Origin of the sequence: Massilia atriviolacea, from assembly GCF_003953935.1 — a bacterium.
Taxonomy (GTDB): domain Bacteria; phylum Pseudomonadota; class Gammaproteobacteria; order Burkholderiales; family Burkholderiaceae_D; genus Telluria_A; species Telluria_A atriviolacea.
Genome location: NZ_RXLQ01000002.1, coordinates 446,695 through 472,809, shown reverse-complemented (window position 1 = coordinate 472,809; position 26,115 = coordinate 446,695). Strand labels below are relative to the sequence as shown.

Sequence of the window (26,115 nt, the reverse complement as noted above, 5' to 3'; positions counted from 1 at the left end):
AACATGCCCCGAATCTCTTTGTCAAACTGAAATGTTAATTTATGCACCATGCATATCACCTACTCGGGCAGCACCAGGGTGCCGCTGCCGGCGCCCTGCGGCATATGCGAGCCGGGTAGCGCGCGCAGGTAAAAGTTGTTGAGTCTGACAAGCGGCTCGCCGCTTTCGCTCAGCAGGCAAATGTTAAATTGCTTGATGTCCTGATTCGCGGCACTGCCCTGGCCGGCATGCTCGACGTAGGCGTAGCAGGTCTCCGGCAGCGGGCGCAGCAGTTCCACATCGTCCAGTGCGAACGGCAGGTAGGGGGTGTCCGGCGTTTCCCCCGCAGCCATGCCGACGACGGTTTGCAAGGCGCCGTCGATGATGCTCGGATGCAAGATGTACTGGTCGAAGCTGGCGCGCAGCTGGTCCGCCAGTTGCAGGCGGGACAGCACGAAGTCGCTGCCGATGTGCAATTCCTGGATGGTCTGGAAGCACGGACCGTAATGGAAACCGGCGCTCGCAAGCGCTCTGTAGCAATCCGCGCCCTGCACGATCCTGGCGGCGCGTTGCTTGAGCTGCGCGACCGGATACGCCGGCGCCCCGCCGGCGCCATGCCGGCTGGCGGGGCCGTGCGACATGCGCCCTTCCGCATGCACGACCCGCTCGTTGTCGTCGTCGAACGAGACGATGACGAATTCGGTGCTGCTGCCGATGGCCTTGAGGAAGGTCTTGACCTGCTGCGCGTCCTTGCCGAGTTTGAGCGGCTGTACCCAGACGATGTCTTCTATCCGGAGCACCGATTCTTCGCCGGCGATGGTGCCTGTCACGCAAGCCAGTTCCAGGAAACCCGCGCCCGGGAAGAAGCGTTCGCCGTTGACCTGGTGGTCGCGGCCGTAGAATGCGTCGCCGGACAGGTTCGATGCGAAGCTCACTTCCCTCAGCGTCGATGCGTTGCTCGATACCAGCGGGTGCAGCTGGGTGCCTGGCACGCCGGCGCTGGCGCGCCTGATTGCAGCCGGCGCATCGGACACCCAATAGCGTTCCTTTGCGAACGGATAGCTCGGCAGCGGCAGGCGGAACGGGCGCTCGCCCCGGTAAAAATCCTCCCATTCGATGCTGCGGCCCTCGATCCACATGCCCATCAGCGCATGCATGTCGCCCTTGTCGAACAGCGCCCTGGTGCGGCCGCGTTCGTCCTGGTTGGGGCCTTTTTTCTTGCGGTGCGGCTCCAGTGTCGCCAGGCTCAGCGCAGAAACGGCCTTGCCGCCGATGTAGGCCGACAATCCGCTCAGCAGTTCTCCCGCACTGGCCACCACCATCGCCAGACGCTCATCCATGGCCTCGCGCCCGACTTGCAAGGTGTACGACAAGGCGGCCAGGTCGATCTCGCGCTCGCTCGTCAGATAGTCGCGCAACTGGGCCGCGCGCTCCTTCAGGCGCGCTGCATCACGCGCCGACAGCACCATCAGGTAGCCGGCTTTGCCGGCGCACGCCGGCTGCGCGGCCGGCCGCTGGTATTGCTCCAGGATCAGGCAGGCGTTCACGCCGCCCGCGCCGAAGGAATTGATCAGGGCGCGGCGCGCCTGGCCGTCGCCGGTGTCCCATGGCGTCAGCGCATGCTGCAAATAAAACGGCGAGCTGGCGAAATCGATGTTCGGATTGACGATGTCGGAATGAATCGTCGGGGCAATCTGGCGATGCTTGAATTGCAGCAGGATCTTCGCCACGCCGGCAATTCCGGCCGCCGATTCCGCATGGCCGACATTGGCCTTGACCGAACCGAGCGGGCAAAACGCCTTGTTGTGGCTGCGCTTGCGGAACGCTTGCGTCATCGACAGCACTTCCAGGCTGTCGCCCAGCCTGGTCCCCGTGCCGTGCCCCTCGACGTAGCCGATCTCGTCCGGACCGATCCCCGCCTTGCTCATCACCTGCTCGATGAGCTGGGCCTGCGAATTGGGATTGGGCGCCGAGTAGCCGTTCGACCGGCCACTGTGCTGGTACGCGCTGGCGGCGACCACTCCATATATATGGTCGTTGTCCGCCACCGCGCGTGCCAGCGGCTTGAGCAGGAAGGCGCCCACGCCCTCGCCGGGGATAAAGCCGTCGTCGCCATCGCCGAAGCTGCGGCATTTGCCGTCCACCGCCAGCATGCGCTTGCGGCACAGCGACTGGTACTTGGCCGGGTGCAGGTACAGATTGACCCCGCCGGCGACCGCGAGCTGGCAGTCCTTGCGCTTCAGGCTCTCGCACGCCATGTGGATCGCCACCAGCGCGGACGAGCACGCGGTGTCGACCGGCATGCTGGGGCCCTGGAAATCGAAGAAGTACGAAACCCGGTTCGCAATCGACCACGGCAGCGCGGCCGGGTTGACCATGTTGCCACGGCTCCACTCGTCGGCGGTCAGCAGGTGGTAGGAGTTGGTCGTGACGCCGACGAAGACGCCGACATCGGCGCTTTTCGCCTTGGGATAGTGCTTTTTCAGGCTGTCGCGCGTGTAGCCGGCGTCTTCCACCGCGCCCCAGACCGACTGGATGAACATGCGCTCCTGCGGATCGATCATGCGCGCGTCGTCGGGCGATATGCTGAAGAAAGCGGCGTCGAACTTGTCGACATCGTCCAGGAAGCCGCCTGATGTGCAATAGATCTTGCCATCCTCGGCGGCTTGCGGGTCGGCATCGAAGAACCCGGCCGCATCCCAGCGGCTTGCCGGCACCGGCGCGATCAGGTCGCGGCCCGTGCTCAGGTTCTCCCAGAACGCGGCCAGGGTGGCGGATTGGGGGAACTGGCCGTTGACGCCGATGATGGCAATCGCGCCAATGTCTTCCACCACGGCTGGGGGCGCAGGCGCAGGCGCTGGCACCGCCTCGAGCGGCACCGGCGCGGCGGGCGCGACCTTGAAACGCCGGGCCAATGCGGCATGCGCCTGCTGCACAAGATAGCCGGCCAGCTCTTCGATGGTGGCGTATTCGTAAAAGAGCGTTTTGGGCAACTCGCCCAGGTCGCGTTCGAGGTCGGCGTTGATGCGGCTGATCATCATCGAATCCACGCCGAACGCGTCGAAGCGTTCCTGCGCATCGATGCGCTCGACGGCCAGCTTGATCTGTTCGCTCAGCAGGGTCTTGAGATAGTGCTCGGTCGCTTCGCGCAAGGGCTGGGCGTCCAGGTCAGCTAGCGCGACCCGTGCCGATGCCGCCTTGCCGCGCGCGAGGTAGGCCTCGATCCGGGTTGCGTCGCCGTACAGGGCGATCGCCTGGGCCTCTTTGCCTTGCAACGCGGATTCGAAAAAGCCGATCCCGGCGTTTGAAGGCAAGGGAGACAAGCCCGAACGCTCTTCCATCAATGCCACATCGCCTTGCGACAATTGCATGCCGCCGTCCTGCCACAACGGCCAGTTGATCGACAGCGATTTGCCCGGTCCCTGGCGCTGTTCCGCGTAGCCATCCATGAAGGCGTTCGCGAAGGCATAGTCGGACTGGCCGACGTTGCCGAGCGCGCCCGCCACGGACGAGAACGTGACGAACAGGTCCAGATCGTCATCCCTGGTGGCGAGGTCGAGGTTGATCGTGCCGTCCACCTTGGCGGCGAACACGGCTTCCATCTCGGCGCGCGTCTTGTTCAGCACGAATGCGTCGCGGTGAACGCCCGCGCTGTGGATGACGCCGTCGATGCGTCCGAAGCGATGTCTGGCTTCGCGCACGAGCGCATCGACCTGGCTGCGGTCGGCGATATCCGCCTGAACATACATGACGTTGTCGCCCGAGCGCTGTCCGGCAGGCGGGGCGGAGCGGCCTGTGAGTACCAGCCGGGCGCCGTATTGCTGGCGCAGGTACTGGCTGAACAGCTCTCCCAGCCCGCCCATGCCGCCGGTGATGATGTACACGCCGTTGTGCTTGATGACGGCGCCAGGCCTGGCGCGGGCGCCGGCGGGCGCACGCAGGGTTTCACGCACCTCGCGCTGGGCGCCGCGGTAGCGCACTTCAGCGGCGCGCCAGTGCGCATCGCGCAATTCGTCGGACACGATGCGGGCCATATCGCCGTCGATCTCGATGGTTTTCCACGAAAATTGCGGATTTTCCAGTGCCAGGCTTTTCAGGTATCCGGCCGTGCCGCGATGTTGCGCGGCAGAGGCATTCCCTGCGCGTACCGACACAATCCTGATGCCGTCGGTCGGCTTGCGCTTCAGGATGGACTGGCACAGCGCATGCAGCGCGAAGATACCGTTCTTGACGCTGCCTGCCGCATCCGCGACGTGGACAATGGCCGCCGGCAGGATGCTGGTGTCCTGGGTCGCGCCCGGATGCAGGCGCTCGATCTGGGCAAACAAGGCAAGGTCGGCGCCCACGACCAGCAGCGGGCCGGAGAAATCGGCCGCGACAAGCGGCTGCGCCGCGCGCCACTCGGTGCGGTAATGCAGCAGTTGCTTGCGGATCGCCTGAACCGGCGCCATACCGGCCGCCATCCAGAAACGCTCGCGGGCAAAGGGGTAAGTCGGCAGCGAGACCCGCTGCATGCGCTCCGTCCCGTACAGCCGGGCCCAATCGACGTCGACGCCACAGACCCACTGGGCGGCGAGGCCCTCCTGACTGTCGGGTCCGTGTCCGATTGTCAGACCTGGCACCGAAGTGGACACGGCGCGGGCGTTCTTTGTACTTCCCTCCAGCACATCGTCCGCTGCGCCGTGCTGGCGCCATTGGCGCAGCTTTGCCTTGAGTTCCGCTTTGCTAGCGGCTACAACGGCCAGGCGTTCCTGCATCGCCGTGCGGCCGAGCTGGGACGTGAAGGCCATGTCGGCCAGCGCTATTTCATCGGCATCGTCGAGGAAGGCGAGCATCCTGTCGGCACAGGCCAGCAGCCCATCGCGGTTGCGCGCCGACATGACAAAGGCGTAGGGACGGTCTTGCCGCTGCGCAGGCACGCGCTTGTCGACGAAGTCTTCCAGTATCAGATGCGCGTTCGACCCGCCGGCGCCGAAGGAACTGACGCCAACGCGGCGCGGACGCTGGTCCGGGCGCTTCCACTCCTGCAACGCGGTCTGCACATAGAACGGGGTGTTCGGAAAATCGATATGCGGATTGAGTTGCTCCGCATGCAGAGAGGGCACCAGTTGGCCGTGCTTCATCTGCAGCAGCACCTTGGTGAGCGCCGCAATGCCGGCGGCCGATTCCAGGTGACCGATGTTCGACTTGACCGATCCGATCGGGCAACGCTGCTTGCCGAGCGGCCGGCCCGCGCCCTCGAAGGCCTGCACCAGGCCGGTCACTTCGATCGGGTCGCCCAAGGAGGTTCCCGTGCCGTGGGTTTCGATGTACGAGATCGTGGCCGGGTCGATGCCGGCCTTGCCCAGCGCCTCCAGTATCAATGCCGATTGCGCGACCGGATTCGGCACGGTGTAGCCGTTGGTCTTGCCGCCATGGTTGATGGCGCTCGATTTGACGATGGCGTAGATCTGGTCGCCATCGGCAATCGCCTTGTCCAAGGGCTTGAGCAGCACCGCGCCGACGCCCTCGCCCGGCACATAGCCGTCGCCGCCGTCGCCAAAACTGCGGCAGCGGCCGTCGGTGGAAGCGAAGTTGCCCTGGCTGAGGCTGAGGTACTTGTTCGGGTGGATCGATACGTTGACACCGCCGGCGATGGCAAGGTCGACGCCGCCCTTGCGCACTTCTTCCGTGGCAAGGTGAATCGCCGTCAGGGACGAGGAGCACATCGTGTCCAGCGCCAGGCTCGGCCCCTGGAAGTTGAAAAAGTACGACACGCGGTTGGCAATCGACGCAAACGAGGAACTGGGCGTGCCGGCCGCGCCGGCTGCGGCGCCGTACAGCTCGTACTGGCCCCACATCACGCCGACGTACACGCCGACCCGGTTGCGGGCGATGGCATCCTTGCTGTAGCCGGCGTCTTCGATGGTTTCCCACACGGTTTCGATGAACAGGCGTTCCTGCGGGTCGATCAGTTCCGCTTCTTTCGGAGAAATATTGAAGAACAGCGCGTCGAACTGATCCACGCCGTCGATGAAACCGCCCCACTTGCTGTAGGCCTTGCCGGGCTGGTTGCGCTCGGTCGTGTAGAACGGCGCGTGATCCCAGCGCTCGTCCGGAATCTCGGTGATGCAATCGCGCCCGGACTGCAGGTTCTGCCAGAATTCGCGCAGATTGTTTGCCTGCGGATATCGCCCGGCCACGCCGACGATGGCGACATCCAGCGATGTTGGCGCCTGCGCGGCAAAGCGCAGCTTGCTGCGTGCCGGTGCCGGGATAGGGATCGCGGCGGCAAGCTGCGCGCTGGCCTGGCCCGCCTTGTCTGCCGCCAGCACATGCGGGAAGGCCTTGGCCAGATACCCGGCCAGGCGCGCAATGGTCTGGTATTCGAAAAACAGCGTCTTCGACAGGGAGCCGAAGGTGCGTTCGAGCTGCTTGGTCAGCTTCATCGCCAGCACCGAATCCATGCCGTACTGCTCCAGCGGCGCCTTGGGATCGACTTCGTGGGACGGCATTTTCAGAAGGCTTGCCAACTCGTCGACCAGATACTGTTGCGCGCTGTCCAGCAAGCCGCCGGCATCCCCGCCCGGGACTGCCGCCGGCTCCAGCGCGACCGGCGCATGGCGCTGCGCCAGTGCCCGGCGCAGGCGATTCAGGCGGCCTTCGATCACCAGCGCCTGGGACGTGCCCAGCGCCACGCTGCGGTAGAACGCCTGCATGCCATTGGCGCTGGTCAGCGGCTGCATGCCCGAGGCGTCGGCGAGCATCGCCAGGGTATCGGCATCGAGCCGCATGCCGCCGTCCTGCCAGAGCGGCCAGTTGATGGAGACGGTGTTCTTGCGCTGCGCGGCGAATTGGTCCATGAAGCCGTTCGCGGCGGCATAGTCGGCCTGGCCGGCATTGCCCATCGCCGAGGCCAGCGACGAGAACAGCACCATGAAATCGAGGTTCAGGTGCCTTGTGGCGGAATCCAGGTTGACCGTGCCGGCCACCTTGGGCGCGAGCACCTGCGCAAATTGCGCGCTCGTCTTGTTGATGATGAAGTTGTCTCGCGTCATGCCGGCGCTGTGGATGACGCCATTTAGCGCGCCGAATTCGCTCACGATGCCGTCGACAAGGGAACGGACCTGAGCCGGCTGGGTCAGGTCGAGCTGGCGGTACACCACTCGCCCGCCCGGCATCGGCAGCGCATGTTCGGCCGCGCGGCCGCTCAGGACGACGACCGCGTCGCTGGTCGTGTCGACGATGGCGCGCGCAAACAGCAGGCCAAGGCCGCCGGTGCCGCCCGTGATCAGGTAGACGCCGCCGTCTTTGAACGCCACGTCGGCGGCGCCGGCCTCCTGTTCCATCCAGCGCCGCACGGTGGGCAGGCCGCCTTCATGTTTGAGCACGGATTCACCCGAGCGCAACATCGACTCGCGCAACTGCGCCGCCAGCGCCGCTTCGCCGACATGGCGCTCCGTCACGATCAGCTGGGCGATCAGGTCCGGGTTTTCCAGCCGCGCCGTGTCGATCAGGCCGGAAAGCCCGGCCAGCACACTGTCGCCGCCGATCACGAGCTGGAACAGCATCTTCCCGCTGGATGCCGATGTGAGCATCGCCTGCACCTGTTCGAAGCAGGCGATGGCGGCCGCGCTGTAACGCGCGGCGGCATCGTGCGCGCCGTCGGCCGTCAAACGCCGCACGTCCATCGCCGGCATGCGGTCCGGGTCGATATGGTCCAGATCGCACAGCAGCACCACGTGACGACTGTAATCGACCGCGCCGTGGGCCGCGCCGGCAGGCTCCCAGCGCGGCACCGCGATCAGGGTACCGCTATCGTCCGCCTGCATCGCGCGCGAGGCCAGGCCGGCCAGGCGGGCGCACAGCGTGCCATCGTGCTCGCACAGGTCGATGTCGATCTTCTCGCCCGCACGGCGCACCCAGGCGAACATGCGCGCCGTGAACGGCCGATGCACGGCCAGGGAATCGAGCGCAAACGGCACCGACGGCTGCCCGGGCAGATGGTCGATGTCGGCGACGAGGCCGATGGACGCCTGCAAGGCGCTGTCGAACATGCCGGGATGGAGGGTGAATCCATCCGCCTCGCCCTGCAAGGTCAGCTCGGCCAGCACCTGCCCTTCGCCGCGCGCGAGCGCCGTCATGCAGCGGAACGACGGCCCGTAGTGGATGTGCATTCCCCTGAAGGCGCCGTAGGCCGTATCCACATCCAGCTCACCGAGGTGCATGCCGGCGCGGATGGCGGCCAGGTCGATCCGCCCGGCGCCCGATGCTTCCGACAGCACGACCTGCCCCTGGCAGTGCGTCCCGCCTTGGCCGGTATGGACCTCGAAATCGATCGTGCTTTCGCCGCGCGGCGCCAGCGCGATGCTCACCTCCTGGCCGCCATCGACGACAATCGGCTGCGTCCAGACCACGTTGTTGATCGTCAGCGCCTGGCCACCGGCCGGCATTGCCAGTTCCACCGCGGCGCGCACCATTTCCAGGTACGCGACGCCAGGCAGGATTTTCTGCCGCGCGGCGCCGATGCGGTGATCGGCCAGGAAGAATTCGTCGCCGCTGAAGTGGGCGCTGTAGCGTTGTTCGACAAAGTCGGACGTATTCGCGTGCACCAGCGGGTGCAGCAGCGCGGCACCACCCATGCCGCGCTTGCCCGCCGCGCGGCTGATCCAGTAGCGGTCCTTGGCAAACGGGTACGCCGGAAGGCTGATCAAGGCCGGCTTGCGTCCGGTGTGCAGCCGGCGCCAGTCGATTTCCAGGTTGTTGACCCAGAGTTCGGCCAGTTTCGGCAGCTTTTTGCGGGCGATCCATTTGGCGATGGTCTCCATCATGTCATCGTCCTGGCTGAGGACCGACATGCCGTCCTTGTCCTTGTCCTTGTCGGCCTGGCCAAGGTAGAACTGGTCGATGCCATCTTCACCGCGGCCGAACGCGGCCAGTTTCGCGGCCAGTTGCGCCACCGAGTCCACCACGAGCGCCAGGCGCGCATCCATGACTTCGCGCCCGACTTGCAGCGTGTACGCCATGGCGTCCAGGTCGACAGCGCTGTCCTGGCGTTCGATAAAGGCGAGCAGCTCGCTCGCCTTGCGCTTTAACTGCGCCGGCGTGCGGGCGGACAGCACGATCACCACTGCCTCCTGTTGCGGCGCCAGCGCCTTGACGGCGGCATACTCCTCGACGATCAGGTGCGCGTTGGAGCCGCCCGCGCCGAACGAGGAAATGCCGGCGATGCGGGGCACCCGCCTGCCATCGACCTCCGGCTGCTCCCACGCGCGCAGGGCCTGGTTGACGACAAAGGGCGACGCCGCGAAATCGATATACGGATTGAGGACCGACGAATGCAGCGACGGCACGATCATCCGGTGCTTCATCTGCAGCAGCACCTTGGTCAGGCCGGCAATGCCGGCGGCCGATTCGCAGTGGCCGATATTCGACTTGGCCGACCCGATGGCGCAGAACTGGCGCTCCTTTGTGTACTCGCCGAAGACCTGGCTCAGTGCGGCGATTTCAATCGGGTCGCCCAGTCTGGTGCCGGTGCCGTGCGCTTCGATGTAGCTGACGTGGCGCGCATCGATGCCGTATTCCTTCAGCGCCAGGCCGATCACGTTCGCCTGCGCCTTGGGGTTCGGCACCGAGTAGCCGTTGGTCTTGCCGCCGTGATTGAGCGCGCTGCCCTTGATGACGCCATAGATGTGATTTCCGTCGCGCTCGGCGTCAGACAGGCGCTTGAGGACCACCGCGCCCACGCCTTCGCCGGGAATGTAGCCGTCGCCGCCCTCGCCGAAACTCTGGCAGTGGCCGTCGCTGGAGATGAACTGCCCGGCGCTGAGGATCAGGTATTTGTTCGGGTGGATCGATACGTTGATGCCGCCGGCAATGGCCAGGTGCGTGCGGCCCTGCTTCAGGTCCTGGCAGGCAAGGTGAATCGCGGTCAGCGAGGACGAACACATGGTGTCCAGGGTCATGCTCGGACCGTGCAGGTTGAGGATGTACGAGACCCGGTTGGCGATGCTGGCGTAACTGACCGGCACCCCGACGCGCGCGCCCTGCAAGCTCGCTTCGGCGCCGAACAGCTGGTATTCGCCATACATCACGCCCACGTACACGCCGACCTGGCCGGCCTGCTCTTGCCTGTGCGCGGTCTTGAGGGCGGCGCGGGTGTATCCGGCGTCTTCGATCGCCATCCACGTATGCTGCAGGAACAGGCGCTCCTGGGGATCGATCATCTCCGCGTCGACCGGCGGGATGTTGAAGAACAGCGGATCGAATTCGTCCACCCCACTGATGAAGCCACCCCATTTGCTGTAGTGGCAGCCCTCGGCGGTCCGGTCTTCGCTGTAGTAGTCGCGCCAGTCCCAGCGTTCTTTCGGGATCTCGACGATGCAGTCCTTGCCATCGCGCAGATTGTCCCAGAACGCTTCGAGGTCGGGCGACTCGGGGTAGCGCCCGCTCAGGCCCACGATGGCGATCGCTTCGTCGTGGCGCACGCCCTGGGCTGCCGGGACGATGCCACGGCCGGACCGCTTGCGTGGCGCCGCGTCCAACGGCGGCGCTGGCGGCGCCGTCACCCGCACGGTTTGCGCTACGGAGAACAGCGTCGCCAGCGTCGGCGCGTGGCTGCGCACAAAGTAGTCGGTCAGTTCGTCGATGCTCTGGTGTTCGAAAAACAGCGTCTTGGACAGCGGACCGAAGGTTTTTTCGAGCTGGCGCGTCAGGTCCATCGACAGGATCGAGTCGATCCCGTATTTTTCCAGGGCCGCGCGCGGGTCGACCTTGCCGTACGGGAGTTTGAACAGCTCGGCGAACTGCTTGCGCAGGTAGTCGCGCGTCTGCTCGTGCAGGTTCGCGGCTGGCTGCGCGGCCACTGGCGCCGCCGCTTCCGCCATCCCCGGCGCCTGTTCGAACAGGACCTGCCTGATTTTCTGCATGTCGCCTTCGATCGCCACCGTCTGCGTCTGCCCTTCCAGGCAGCGCAGGAAGGCGTGCATGCCGCTGCCGGTCTGCATCGGATGCATGCCGGTGTGCTCGCGCATGGCGTCCTGGTCGCGCTGCGGCATGCGCATGCCGCCTTCCGCCCACAGCGGCCAGTTGATGGCGATCGTCCTGCCCTTGCGCTGGCCGGCGGCGGCCAGCCGGTTGCGATGCTCCGCAAACTGGTCGAGGAAGCCGTTGGCGACCGCGTAGTCGGCTTGCCCGACATTGCCCATCACCGAAGCGCCGGATGAAAACAGCGCCATGAAATCCAGGTCGACGTCGCCGCTGGCCGCATCCAGGTTGACCGTACCGCTTACCTTGGGCGCGAGCACCTGCGCGAATTCGTCGCGCGTTTTCTTGACGATCAGGCTGTCGGCGACCATGCCGGCGCTGTGGAGGATGCCATTGAGCTGGCCGTGCGCGGCGACGATATCGGCCACGACCTGGCGCACCTGTACAGCGTGCGTCAGGTCCATGGTGCGGTATTCGATCCGGCCGTCGCCGGACAGCGCATCGAGCTTGTCCTGCACACCTTGCGACGAGGCCGAGCGCCCCGTCAGTACGACCCTGGCGCCCGCCGTCTGGCGCACGATCTCCTGCGCAAACAGGCTACCCAGGCCACCCAAGCCGCCGGTGATGAGATACACGCCGCCCTCCTTGAAGGCGATGGCCGGCGCTGCGGCGCCGTCCTGCGCTTCTTCCCAGCCCATCGCTTCCCGCACGCCGTTCCGGTAGCGGACTACGGCATCGTGCGCCGGCTCGGCGTGGATCTCCTGCGCCGCCAGCGCATCGACAAGCAGGAGCTGGCCCTGGACGTCCGGGTGCTCCAGCGCGGCGGACTTCAACAGCCCGGACAGGCCGGCCAGCAGGTTCGCTTGCGCCGCATCGGGCACGACCAGCTGGATGAACACGCCAGCGGCGGTCCTGTTGGCGATAATCTCGCGCACCACGTCGAAGCAGCCCAGCGCCAGGTCGATGTAGCGCTGCGCCACGTCGCCCTGGGCGGCCGTCACGTGGTGTACTTGCGCATCGGGAATCGCGCTGGCGGCGAGGTCGCAAAACAGGACATGGCGCTGGGCGCCGCCGGAGCGCACAGGCCCGCGCGGGCTGGCTGTCCACACCGGATTGGCGAGCACCAGACCGACCTTCTCGCGCCGTGCATCCGGCCGCACGCTCAGGGTCCGCGACGAAAAGCCCCGGAGCTGCACGCAGACCTTGCCGTCGGCGTCGCACAGGTCGATATCGAGCCTGGCGACCTTGTCGTTGACGGCCGCGCCTTGCGCATGCCGTATCCACGCCACCATCTCCCGCGTGCACGCCGACAGGATCCGCACCGATTCCAGCGCAAACGGCAGCGACGGGTGGCTCGGCAGCACCCGCAGGTCGCCGAGCAGGCCGATGGCCGCCTGCAGCGCGCCGTCCATCAGGCTCGGATGCAGCTCGTACGCGCCCAGCGTATCGGCCACCGATGCCGGCAGGGTCAGACGCGCCACGACTTCCCTCTCGCCCCGGTCGACCAGGGTGAGCGCCTGATGCCCCGGCCCGAACTGCATGCCCATGGCCCGGTACGCCGGATACACGGCGCCGGCGTCCAGCTGCCCGGCGCCCATGCGCGCGGTGAGCGCATCGACGTCCAGCCGTTCGGCCACCGGTTCGGCGGCGACAATGGCGCTGCCCCGGCAATGCACCACTTCTTCACCGTCGGCGTCGTCGCTGAAAATCTCGAATTCGATTGCGTTGCCGCCCGATGAAAGGGCAATGCACACGTCCTGACGCGCGCCGACGACCAGCGGCTTGACCCAGACCACATCGTTCAGCTGGATCCGGCCTGCGCCCGGCATCGCGTCGGCCAGCGCGGCGCGCGCCATTTCCAGGTAGGCCACCCCCGGCAGCACGCGCAGCGCGGGGCCGCCATCGGCCAGCACCCGGTGGTCGTTCAAAAAGAACTCGTCGCCTGTGAACGACGAACGGTAGCATTGCTGATGCATATCCGAGACATTCCGGTGCAGCAGCGGATGCAGCGATGCCGCACCGCCGGACGCCCCATTCCCGGAGAACTGCCTGATCAAATTGACCGCATTTTCTTTCGACAGCCTTCTGTTCTTGAGTTCCGAAACAACATACTCGATAAAGTCGATCATTGTTTTTGCACTTTCTCGCGGGAGCGGCGCTTGTTTGATTGGATTGGCTTTTTTTGGAGTCGCAGAGGGCTTACACGAGCTTTCTCAACAGTTGGGCGCCCTGGGTGGCGTCGAGCGACGATTCGTCGATCCGGTCGATCAGGTCTTCGATCAGTCGCAAACTTGCATGGGGTGCTGGCACGCGCTCGGCCTTCGCGGGCGGGCGCAGCACGGCGCTGTCGATCCAGTATTCATCCCGGGCGAACGGATACGTCGGCAGTTGCATGCGGCCTGGCGTGATGGCGCCGTGCAGCCGGCTCCAGTCGAAGTCCATCCCCCTGGCCCACAGTTCCAGCAGCTTCGAGAACTTTTTACGCGCGATCCATTTGTCGATCGCCTCGCTGATGTCTTCGTCGTGCATAAAGCTGCTCAGGCCATCGTTATTGCGCTGGACCTGGCCCCGGCAGGAACCGTCGATATCGCTGTCGCCATCGACGTAGGCGCCCAGATTGGCCAGCAACTGGCCGACGCCGGTCACCACGAAGCCGACCCGCATTTCCATCGGCTCGCGCCCCACCTGCAAGGTGTAGGCGAGCGCGCCGAGATCGACGCCGGCGCCGGAAGCACGCAGGAAGTCGCGCAGGTCCACGGCTTTCTGGCGCAGCTGTTCCGCGCTCTTGGCCGACAGCGGCACGATCACCGCGTCGTCCGGATTGCGCTGCGCAGCCGCACTGCGGGCCGCCTGGTATTCCTGCACGATCACGTGCGCGTTGGCCCCACCGGCGCCGAAGGAGGAAATGCCGGCGATACGCGGCTTGACCCTGCCGTCGACCAGCGGCCGCTCCCACGCCGCCAGGGCCTGATTGACCTTGAACGGCGTCTTCTCGAAGCGGATATGCGGGTTCAGGGTGGACGCGTGCAGGGACGGCGCAAGCTGTTCGTGCTTCAACTGCAGCAGCACCTTGGTCAGTCCGGCGATGCCGGCGGCCGCTTCCAGGTGGCCGATATTCGACTTGGCCGAGCCGACCATGCAGTAGCCCTTGTCCTGCGTATCCTTCGCGAACGCCTGCTGCAAGCCGGCGATTTCGATCGGGTCGCCCAGTTCCGTCCCGGTGCCGTGCGCTTCGATGTAGCTGATGTCGCGCGCGCTGATGCCGGCCTTGTCGATGGCGATGCGCACCAGCTCGGCCTGCGCGACCGGGTTCGGCACGGTGAAGCCGTTGGTCTTGCCGCCGTGGTTGACGTGGGTCGAGAGAATCACGCCATGGATGATGTCCTTGTCGCGCAGCGCCTGCTCCAGCGACTTGAGCAGCACTACGCCGACGCCCTCGCCCGGCACGAAGCCATTGCCCGCTTCGCCGAAGCTCTTGCACATGCCGTCTTTCGACAGCATGTGCTGGGACGACATGTCGACGTAGCTGGTCGGATGCAGGTACAGATTGACGCCGCCGGCGAACGCCAGGTCGCAATCGCCATCGTTGATGTGCTTGCATGCCTCGTGGATCGCCGTCAGCGACGACGAGCACATGGTGTCGACCGGCAAGCTTGGGCCGTTCAGGTCCATGAAATAGGACAAGCGGTTGGCGACCGAGCTGAACGAGGTGCGCGGCCAGAATTTATCGTCGCTCTGCGCTGTGTTGCGGTACAGGCTGTAGCCGGCCCGGGTGATGCCGGCGAACACGCCTACCCTGCCCTTGAAATTGCGCTTGAACACGCTACGGGTGTAGGCGGCATTTTCCATCGCGCTCCACGATGCCTGCATGAACAGGCGTTCCTGCGGGTCCATATTCAGCGCTTCGCGCGGCGGAATGCCGAAGAACAGCGTGTCGAATTCGGCAAAGCGGTCGATGAAACCGCCGCGTTTGGAATAGCTCTTGCCTTGTTCGACCGCCTTGTGCTCATCCGGCTCGTAGAAGCCATCCATCGCCCAGCGCTTTTCCGGAATGTCGCCGATGGAATCCTTGCCGGATTTCAGGTTTTCCCAGAACTGCTCCAGGCTGTCCGCACCGGGATACATGCCGCTGATGCCGATGATGGCGATAGCTTTCTGCTGGCCCGTCCGGGGACTGGCCGGCCCCATGCGGCGCTGTCGGGCACGCACCGGACGTGCCGCCGGCACGGTCGCCTGCGGCGCGGAATTTTCCAGCGCAAACATCCGAGCCAGGGCCGGGCCCTGCGTTTCCACCAGGTGGCCGGCCAGCGCGTGCACGGTCTGGAACTGGTACAGCAAGGTGCTGCCGACATCGCCAAAATGCTGTTGCAACTGCTGGTTGACCAGGCTCACCGACACCGAATCGATGCCGTAGAGTTCCAGCGATTGCTCCGGATCGATCAGCTGGCGGTCGATCTTGAGCGCTTTTCCGAACAGTTGCTGACAGAATTGCACGGTCTTGGCGCGCAATGCCTCATCGCCGACGACGGGTGCGGCGGCGCGCACGGCCACGGGTGCGGGCGCCTGGGCGGAACGGTCGGCCTCGAACAGGCTCTCCAGTTTCTCCAGCTGGGTGTCGATCAGATGGGCGGCGATCGCCTCCACGGTCTGGAACTCGTACAGCAAGGTGCTGCCGATCTCGTCGAAGTGCTTTTGCAGCTCCTGGTTGACCAGCCCGATGATGATCGAATCGATGCCATAGCGCTCCAGCGGCTCGCTGGCGTCGATGTCGTGGCTGGTGATCTTGAGCGCCTTGCCGATCACCTGCTTGCAGAACTGGACTGTCTTGTCCCTGAGCAGGTCGCCGCTGCCCGCGCCCGGCGCAGCCAGGCGCGGCGCGGCGGTCTGGACGCCGGCTGCGGGCGCCTTGACCACGGCGCGCTGGCGCACCACGCCGTCGCTGAAAGCCATGATGATCTGCTGCCCCGCAGCATGCCCTTCGCTGCAAGGAAAGCGCACCGAGTGGAAGCCCTCTTCCTCCAGCACCATTTTCCAGGCGTCGGGATAGAGTCCGGGCGAGCCGGGAATCCGGACTTCGTCGTCCTCGTTCAGCCACCAGCCGTCCAGCAGGCCGAAAGTGAGGTGGCCGCAGATGGATTTGTCGCTGATTTCGTTCAGGAGCAGCATGCCGCCCTTGCGCAGCACGGCCTTGGCGTTACGCACGGCATTGCGGATGTTCTTGGTGGCATGGATCACGTTGGCCGCAATCACCACATCGTAGCTGCCGGCTTCGACCTGCTGCGCTACCGGCTGTTCGACATTGAAGATGCGCGTGACGAGGTAGGGCGCGCGCGGGGCGTAATTGTTCTCCGCATGGAACAGGAAGGCCTTGGAAAGATCGGTGTAGCAATATTCGGCGATCCGGTCCTGGTACGGCCTCAGTTTGTCCAGGATACTGACCGTGGTCGCGCCGGTGCCTGCGCCGATTTCCAGCATCCTGATGCGCGCGTCGGGCTCGACCTTGAGGCGGGCTTGCACGGCGGCAACCAGCGTCTCGCTCAGGCTGACGTTGTAGGCGAGCGAGAGGGTATCCGACTTGTAGACCCGTTCGACCAGTTCCAGCGACGAATTGGGGAAGAGGACATCGGTCGCCTTCCGCTTTCCGGTCAGGATGTCCGGCAAGGCGCGCAGGCATTTGTCGACCAGCTGGCATAGCGCTGCCCTGCCCTCCACCTGTTGCCAGGCAATCATCGCCTCGTCCCATTCGGCCCACAATGCCGCCAGCGGCGTGGCTTCCCGCATGGCGATCAGCGTGCTCTCGGTGCGCCAGCGTTCGTACGCCGGCAACACGGCCGGCGTGTCCGCCAAGATGGCGCCCAGCAGGCGTGCGATGAGCGCTTCCATTTCCTGTCCGGCGTGCTGTTTCATGTGCACGAATGGCGACTGCCGGTTCATGCGGTCGATATCGGCGTGCGCCACCACCATGGCGGCGGCAGCCTCATTGTCGTAGCTGCTCATCCACTCTTCCGCGCCGGCGTGCGGCACGGTGCTCGCGATGGACATCTGGCCGATGCCGCTGGCGATGAAGCGGTCCAGCGCCCGCATGCCTTGCACCGGGTCGAGCGGCCGGTAACCGATCTCCTTGAAATAGGCCTTGGTCGCGTCGCTCAGGGCCTCGCCAGCGCCGACCGACCAGTAACCCCAGTTAACGACCTTGACGGCGCAATCCCAGTGCTTGCCCAGCTGGAGCGCAAATGCGTCCTTGAAGGTGCAGCCGGCCGAATAGCCGCTCATCCCGGCGCCGCGCACGAAGGAGGCGTTCGACGAGAAGAACAGCGCAAAATCCAGCGCCTCCGCCTTGAACACCTGGGCAATGCGCACACTCAGGTCGATTTTCACCGACAGCACCGCCCTGAAATCGTCTTCCGACACCGTCTTGAGGCTCTGGTCGAAGGCGCCGACGGCGCAATGGACGACGCCATGAATGACCGGGTGCTTGCGCTTGATCTGCTGGCAGGCGGCCGCCAGTTCGCCGGGCTTGCTGGCATCGGCCTGGATGTATTCCGGCGTTTTGCCCAGCGAGGCGAAGCTATCGAGTTTTTGCCGGATTTCCGCATTCAGTTCGCGGCGCCCGATCCAGATCACGTTCGCCCGGCACTGCTCGATGGCGTGACGGCTCCAGATCTCGCCAAGCCCGCCGCTGCCGCCGATGACGACATACACGCCATCGGTCCGATACGGCGCTTTTGCGTCGGCCAGGCCATCGACGCGCACCAGCTTCTGCGCGAACCATTCGCCGCCGCGCATGGCGTAGCAGGCATTTTTCGCCGTCCAAGGCAGCTTTTGCATGCTGCTCACCGCGCCACTGGTGAACGCCTGCAGGTCGAGCATGCGGATCTGCCAGCGCGGATACGCGTCCGACAGGCTGCCCGAGAAGCCCTGCAGCCCGGCGTGGGTCGGGTTGACGACGTCCGACGCCAGGACCGGAAGGCTGTTCAAGGTGACGATATCCCACGCCAGGGCGCGTTTATCGTCGCCGAGGCTTGCCAGCGCGCGCATGATGCGCAGCAGCTGCATGATGCCGCCGCGCTGGTCGCCGATGATCGTTTCTTCGGCAAAGGTCTCGACCGCGTGGGCCGATGCGATCCAGATCAGGCGCTCGACATCTTTCAGCACGGCGCCGATGTCGTCGACGCTGTCGCCTTCTGCGATATGCACGAAGCTGGCGGCAGCGTAGTGCGGCTCGAGCACCGCACGCTGCTCGCCGCTGGCGTTGACGACCACCACGCGCTCCCCTGCCGGTGCGTCGGCAGACGCTTTGACGGTATCCCAGCGTGGCGTGGTCATCAGCATGACGGCGTGATCGGCGGCCTGCTCGACAAAATCGGCAACGCCACGCACATGCACCTGATCCTGGGCGCCGGCCGTGTAAATCTCGAAAGCGATGCTGTCGTCGTCGTTGGCGAACAGGTCGACCACCAGTTCGAGCTTGCCGGTCACGCGCAGCGGCGTCTCCCAGCTGACTTCAGCGATGTCGATCGTTCCCGCCTGGTCAAGATCGCCGCTCGCGTGTTGCACCGCCAGGCGAGCCATTTCCAGCAAGGCGGAAGGCGCCATCACCCTGACGCCGTCATTGGTCTGTTCGAAGCAGGCCTCGTCGCCGCTGAAACTCGAACGGTAGCGCTGCTGGCTCAATACCGAGACATTCCTGTGCAACAGCGGGTGCAGCACGCTGGCGCTGGCCTGCTGCGCCACATTGCGCGCGCCTGCACCGATCCAGAAGCGCTCCTTTGCGAACGGATAGCCCGGCAGTGCCATGCGCTGCGGCTTGGCATCCCCGTACAGCATCGACCAATCCAGGTCCAGTCCCTTGACCCACAGGTCCAGCAGCTTGCCGAGGGCGCGCTGGCCCAGCCACTTATCGACGATCATGGCCTTCATGTCGTCGTCCTGGACGATCAGCTTCAGACCTTCCTTGTGGCGCTTAACCTGGCCCTGGTACACGCCATCGATGGCGGTTGCGCCAGCCGTGTAGGCCGCCAGCTTGGCGCGCAGTTCCTCGACCGACGCGGCCAGAATGCCCAGCCGCTCGCCCATCGCGTCGCGGCCGAGCTGCAAGGTGCAGGCCAGTTCGCCCAGGTCGACATCGCCCTTGCGGGCGTCGATAAAGTCCAGCAGGTCGCGTGCGCCCTGGCGCAGCTGCTGCTCGGTGCGGGCCGACAGAGGCAGCACCATGGCCCCATGCTGCGTGACGATCGATATGCCGGCCTTTGCCTGCACGCCCGGCTGATGCTCGGCGACGACGATGTGCGCATTGGTGCCGCTGAAACCGAAGGAACTGATCGCCGCGCGGCGCTTCGCGCCCTTGGCGACGGTCCACGGTTTGAGCGTGTCGTTGATGTAGAACGGGCTGCCATCAAGCTGGAAGTGCTCGTTGCGACGCTCGAAATTGATCGTCGGCGGCAGCGCGCGGTGCCGCAATGCCAGAACGAGCTTGATGAAGCCCGCCGCGCCGGCCGCCGTCAGGCAGTGGCCGATATTGCTCTTGACCGAACCGAGGGCGCAGAAGCCCGCCGTGTCGGTGAAGGGTTTGAACGCCTCTTTCAGGCCAGCCACCTCGATCGGATCGCCCAGCTTGGTGCCGGTGCCGTGCGCTTCGACCAGGCCGATGCCGGCCGGGTCGATGCCGAACTTGCGGTACACCGATTGCAGCAGGCGGGTTTGCGATTCTTCGTTGGGGGCGGTGATGCCATTGGTCTTGCCGTCCTGGTTCACGCCCCAGCCTTCGATCACGGCCTGGATGCGGTCGTTGTCACGCTCGGCATCGGCCAGGCGCTTGAGCATCATCACGCCGACGCCCTCGCCCGGCACGAAGCCGTTGGCGCGCTGGTCGAAGCTGAAGCAGCGGCCGTCAACCGAGAGCATGCCCGCCTGCGCCGTCATGATGTGCATCGCCGGGCCGGCCATCACGTACACGCCGCCCGCCAGTGCCAGGTCGCTGTTGCCGGCGTTGAGGCTGTCGCAGGCGCTGGCGATGGCGACCAGCGACGACGAACACGCGGTCTCGATCGACACGCACGGTCCGCGCAGGTTCAGAAAGTACGAAATGCGCGCCGCCAGGATCGAGCTTGCGGCGCCGGTAAAGCCCTGCGCGCTCAATTGCTGCTCCGGTGCGGCCTGTAGGTAGTCGCTCGGCCCGCAGCCGACGAACACGCCGCACTGGCTGCCGGACAGCGACTGCGGGTTGTAGCCGGCGTTCTCGATGCTGTGCCAGCACGATTGCAGGAACAGGCGCTGCTGGGGATCCATGCATTCCGCCTCGGTCGGCGAGATGCTGAAGAACAGGGGATCGAACATATCGTATTGCGCGAGTGCGCCGAGCCACTTGCTGTTGGTTTTGCCCGCCGTTGGCGCACCTTCCTGGTAGAACGCGCCGAGGTTCCAGCGCGTGTCGCTCACTTCCTCGATGCAGTTCCTTCCTTCGGCAAGGTTGGTCCAGAACTGGTCCAGATCGTTCGCCTTGGCGAACTGCCCCGCCATGCCGATGACCGCAATCTGCTGCGACGCGGTCGGCAGCGCCGGAACGACCGGCGATGCCGGCGCCGCAATCACACGTGCGCGGCCACGCCACGATACCAGCGCGCTGCGCGCTGCGCGTACCGGCGCAAGCGCCACCGGCGGCGCTTCGGCCGCGGCCTGCGCGGGCCGATCCTGCAAGAGTCGCGCGAATTGTTCCAGGGTCGGGTGGCTGTAGACCTTGGTCGCCTCGATATCGGTGCCGTAGTGTTCATTGATCTTGCGCACCCAGGTCACGCCGGTAATCGAGTCGAGGCCCATGTCGATAAACTGGGTCGTCTCGTCGATTTCGTCGGCGCCGAGATGCAGTTCCCTGGCCAGCATCTGCTTGATCTTTCCGACGACCGGGCCTGTCGAAGGCGGTGTGGTACGGATTTCTTCGACTGCGACACCGGCCACGAGCTGGCTCAGTTGCTTCAAGGTCGGGTGGCTGTATACCTTGGTCGCCTCGATGTCGGTTCCGTAGTGGGCGTTGATCTTGCGGATCCAGGTTACGCCGGTGATCGAATCGAGGCCAAGGTCGATGAACTGGGTGTCTTCGTCGATTTCTTCCGGCGCCAGGAACAGTTCGTGCGCGAGCATCGTCTTGAGCTTGGCGATGACGGACGACGAAGCGGCGGCTGTTTTTACGGAAGCTGCAACCGGCTTCGATTTCGCGGTGACCAGCTTCGCCTGGATATGCCCGAGCGTGTCGGCATTCTTCACGAAGGTCTGCTCGTGCATGTCGACTTCGCGCCGGTAGCTGTTGTCGCGCGCAGCGCGCAGCGCCTCGGTCGACAGGCGCTTGAGCTGCACCAGGCGGGCGCGCGGCTGCTGCGCCATGCGCGCGGCAAGCGCTATCGCCGCCGGAACCACCTCGCGCCGTGGCAGTACGGTGAGCGGTACCCCGCGTTCCTTCAACTCGCGGCCTGACATTTCGTTCGCGCTCAGCAGCGTCTCGCGCGCCAGGTCGTAGCCGATCTTGGCAGGGAACATCAGGGTGGAGCCGGCGCCCGGCGTAAAGCCGTAGCCCATGTAAGGACTCAGGTAGCGGCTTTCCTCACTGAGCATGACCACATCGGCAAACATCCCGAACGACCAGCCGCCGCCGATGCCGTGGCCCTGGATGGCGGCAATGACGGGGAGCGAACAGTCCATGGGCAGCTGGAACACCTTCTCGTCGGTGAACTGCGCCTGGCCGTCCTGGATTGCCAGCAGCGTCTCCATGGTGCCGCCGGTGGCGAAATAGCTGTCGTACCCGGTCAGCACCACCGCCTTGTAGCCCGGCGTTTGCTCGATGTGGGCAAAGGCTTCCTTCAAGCCGCCAACCAGCGCCTCGGAGAACATGTTCTTGTCGTCGCGGTCCTGCATGCCGACGACCACGACGCCATCGGCGTGCGCGGTGACCGTCACCACGCGCGAGCGCAGTGCGACGGGGCCTGGCGGCGGGACTGCGACGTCCGCCACCGCATCGGGCAGCGCGGCGCCGTCGACGCTGCGCGCCGGTTTCCATGAGCGCTTGCTCCACAACGCAGCGAGCTCGCGCGCCTGCGCCAGCGGGTCGCCCGCAAGCGCACCGAGGTCGGCGCCGGAGTAGCTGCCGCCCGCGAGGCCGATTTCCTGCCCCACGACACGGCCGAAACGCCGCGTACACGTTACCGGCACGGTGATGTAACGGGCGTCGTGTCTGTAAAACGCCATGTCGCAGCTGATGCCGAACAGCCATCCCATGCCCTCGGCATCGCCCTCGAACGCGGCGATGAGCGGAATCGGGCAGTCGCGCACTAGCTGCCGCAAGGCGGCGAAGGTCTTGTCGTCGGTCTTCGGCAAATAGCCCTGCAATGCGCTGGTGACGATGGCCACGCGCGTACCGGGCTGGAAGCCGCGCTTCAGGTCCGCCATCAGTTCCTCGACGCCGTACGCCTTGCCCAGCTTGACGACGGCGATACCCTCGGCCGGGCCGGCGACGGCCGGATCCGCAATCCCGAGTGCGTCGGCCAGGGGCAGCATATGCCGCCCCAGGTGCGTCTTCAGCAGCCCGAGGGCGAGGCGCGACTTGCGCGACAGGTCGGCAGCCAGTTGCCTGGCTTTTGCATCGACTTGCGCCTTCGGCACCACGATCCCGATGGCCGGTTCGCGGCCGGTCCGGTACAAAAACGCAGCGGACGCGGATGCGCCCAGCCGCTCCTGGAACAGGCGCTCTTCCGCAGCGCTCGGAACGATGCCCTGCCCGATGTTCGTGAAACCGCATGCCCCACCTTCGCCGCGCACGATGAAGTCGCACAGCGCCGCCAGCAGCATGCCGGCGCCACTGGCGCCATCGCGCACGACTGCCACGACCGGATACGGGAATGCGGCAACGGCGCCCGGCAGGCCGCGTTCGACGGCCTCGTTGCAGGCCGCCCGGTCGCCGCGCCAGAACTGCGCGCGGCGGGGGTTCAGCAGCAGTACCTTGAGCGCGGGTTCGCCGCGTGCGCGCTCGAACGCTTGCGACAGCGAACCGATCGCCTCGCGCACGCTCGCCGCGTCGATATCGATCGAGAAGACGCCCTCGCCCAGGTCGAACAGGCGCACATTGCCGGCGTCGTTCGATGATGCAGTCAGCTCCATCAGGGCAAAGGTGGCTTTCGGCGTCGCCGCCTGCGCTGGAACGGCCACGCTGGCTTGCAGTGCGATCTGCGCCGGCTTTTTGCGCAGCGGCGGCAGCGCCATGGCAGGCGCGGTCCCCAAGCGGATCTCGCGCGGACCAGCCGCCGGCGGCAGGCGGAGCGGCGCTGCCTGGGCGCCGAAGATGACCCTTCCCTGGCAATAGACGACGTTGTCGGCGCAATTGTAGATCTCGGCGTCGACGGCATTCTCGTCGCGCGCGAACAGGGCGATGCCTAGCTGTCGGCCAGCCGCGATCACGACAGGTTCGCCCCAGACCACGTCGCCCACCTCCCATGCACCGGCGTCGAGCCGCTTCGGTGACGCCAGTTCGACTGCGGCGCACATCATGTCCAGCACCAGATGCGGTGGCAGCGTCTTCCGCCCCGCTTCCTCCACCAGATAGTCCTCGGACCCGGTGAAGGTCGAGGTGTAACCCTGTTCGGCGAGGCTGGACGTGTTGGCGTGCACCAGCGGATGCATGGGGGCCGCCTGCGCGGCCGGAGTCGGCGCCTTTGCCTGGTTCCAGTAGCGTTCTTTTGCAAACGGGTAGGCCGGAAGGCTCATCAGGCGCGGCGTGCCTGCCGGATCGGCAAGGCGGCTCCAGTCGACGTGCGCGCCCTTGACCCACATGCCGGCCAGCCTGGCGATATCCCGGTCGGCGATCCACTGCGCGAGCGAATCCTGGAATGCCGGATCTTCTTCCAGCTGCGCGATCTCGTCGCGATGCTGTTTGACCTGGCCGCGATAGACCTCCGGCCCGCTCGCCGCGCTCCGCATGAACGCTGTTAACTTGGCTGCCAGGTCGGCGCTGGATGCGACCAGGAAGGCTGCACGTTCTTCCATCGCCTCGCGACCGACCTGCAAGGTATGCGCCATCGAACGCAGGTCGATCTCGCCTTCGAGCACCGACAGCAGCGCAGCCACCCGCTGCTGCAACTGCTCCTGGGTGCGCGCCGACAGCGGCACCACGACCTGCCCTTCGACCGCCACGGCGGCCCGCGCCGGCGCGCGATACTCCTCGATGATGACGTGCGCATTCGATCCCCCGGCGCCGAACGAGGAAATGCCGGCGATGCGCGGCAGCACCCGGCCATCCACCTCCGGCTGCCGCCATGGCTTGAGCGTCTGGTTGACCACGAACGGCGTGCTGGCAAAATCGATGTGCGGATTGAGTTTGCTGGAATGGAGCGACGGAACGATGGCGCCATGCTTCATCTGCAGCAGCACCTTGGTGACGCCTGCGATGCCGGCTGCCGACTCGCAATGGCCGATATTCGATTTGGCCGATCCGATCAGGCAGTAGCCCGCCTCGCGCCCGGCTGCCTCGACGCCTTCGTGGAAGGCGCGGGTCAGCGCGGCGATCTCGATCGGATCGCCGAGTTTGGTGCCGGTGCCGTGCGCTTCTATATAGCTGACGTGGCGCGGATCGATCGCCGCCTCGGCCAGCGCGCGCCGTATCACGTCGGCCTGGGCCTGCGGATTGGGTACCGTGTAGCCGTTGGTCTTGCCGCCGTGATTGAGGGCGCTGCCCCGAATGACGCCGTAAATATGGTTGCCATCGCGCTCGGCGTCGGACAGGCGCTTGAGCACTGCCACGCCCACGCCCTCGCCGGGGATGTAGCCGCCGCCGCCCTCGCCGAAGCTCTCGCAATGGCCGTCGCTGGAGATGAACTGGCCGCCGCTGAGCATCGTGTATTTATTCGGATGGATGCTGACGTTGACGCCGCCCGCAATCGCCAGGCTGGTGCGCCCCATGCCCAGGTCCTGGCACGCCAGATGGATGGCGCTCAGCGAGGACGAGCACATGCTGTCCAGGGTCAGGCTCGGGCCATGCAGGTTCAGGAAGTACGACACGCGGTTGGCGATGCTCGCCAGGCTGCCCGACAGATTGTATTCGCCGTACATCACGCCCGCGTAGACGCCGACCTGGCCGTCCATGCCGCTGGCGTTCGGGATTTGCAGGCTGTCGCGGGTATAGCCTGCGTCCTCGATGGCGTTCCAGGCGTACTGCAGGAACAGGCGCTCCTGCGGATCGATGCTGGCCGCCTCGCGCGGGGCGATGTTGAAGAAGCGCGGGTCGAATTCGTCCACGCCCTCGATGAAGCCGCCCCACTTGCTGTAATGGGCGCCTTCCCTGGTGCGGTCTTCGCTGTAATACGCGCGCCAGTCCCAGCGCTCCTTCGGCACTTCGACGATGCAGTCGGTCCCGTCGCGCAGGTTGCGCCAGAAGGCATCCAGGTCGCGCGATTCCGGATAGCGGCCGCTCAGGCCCACAATCGCGACCGCTTCATTGACCGGCGCCGCCGCCTGGGCAGGCGTGGACGCGAACGGAAAGCGCTGGCGCTGGCGACGCCCGCTGGCGGGGGCCTGCACGGCGGCCTTGATCGCGATCGGGCGGCTTGCCTCAGGGGCCGACGGTATCGCAAACAGCGTCGTCAGCCTGCCGGCGTGCGACTCGACAAAATAGTCCGCAAGCTGGTCGATGTTCTGGTATTCGAAGAACAGGGTCTTGGGCAAGGGACCGAAGCTCGCTTCGATCTGCTTGGTCAGGTTCATGGCAAGGATCGAATCGATGCCGTAGTTTTCCAGCGCGGCGCGGGTGTCGATCCGGTGAACCGGGATCTTGAGGATGGCGGCAAATTCCGCGCGCAGGAATGCGCGGGTTTTCGCCGCCAGGTCGGCCGATCCGGCGACGGCGGCCGGTTTGGCGGCGCTCTTGCGAATCGTCCGCTCGGCAGCCAGCGCGCGCTGCATGCCGGCGCGATCGCCATGCATCACCATCAGCAGGCTGTGGGGCAGCGCGAGGCAGCGCTTGAACGCCTCCATGCCCTGGTCGGTCGCCAGCGAGCGCAGTCCGGTCCTCTGCTGCAAGGCGTCGCTGCTGTCGGCGTCGATGTGCATGCCGCCGTCCACCCAGTGCGGCCAGGCGATGGCCACGGTGCGTCCCTTGCGCTTGCCGGCGTCGACCAGCGCGTTGCGGTAGCCCGC

2 protein-coding genes (1 of these 2 only partly in view) are annotated in these 26,115 nt (G+C 65.8%); both read right to left on the bottom strand.

What is annotated here, in order from left to right:
- Nucleotides 1-59: 59 nt before the first annotated feature.
- Nucleotides 60-13,073 carry an SDR family NAD(P)-dependent oxidoreductase gene (locus EJB06_RS04700; RefSeq protein WP_126072829.1) on the bottom strand — a complete coding sequence of 4,338 codons (13,014 nt, stop codon included), beginning with the start codon at nt 13,071-13,073 and terminating at the stop codon, nt 60-62.
- A 70-nt stretch (nt 13,074-13,143) separates the two neighbouring features.
- Nucleotides 13,144-26,115, bottom strand: the 3' portion of a protein-coding gene (locus tag EJB06_RS04695) for an SDR family NAD(P)-dependent oxidoreductase (protein ID WP_126072828.1). Its footprint extends 1,125 nt past the window's final position; the window shows 12,972 of its 14,097 coding nt (coding positions 1,126-14,097); the start codon falls outside the window, past its right edge — the gene reads right to left on this strand; it ends in the stop codon at nt 13,144-13,146.

What these genes read in the sequence shown, in the direction of transcription:
- EJB06_RS04700 (WP_126072829.1), bottom strand. Translation starts at nt 13,073, where the DNA reads ATGATCGACTTTATCGAGTATGTTGTTTCGGAACTCAAGAACAGAAGG.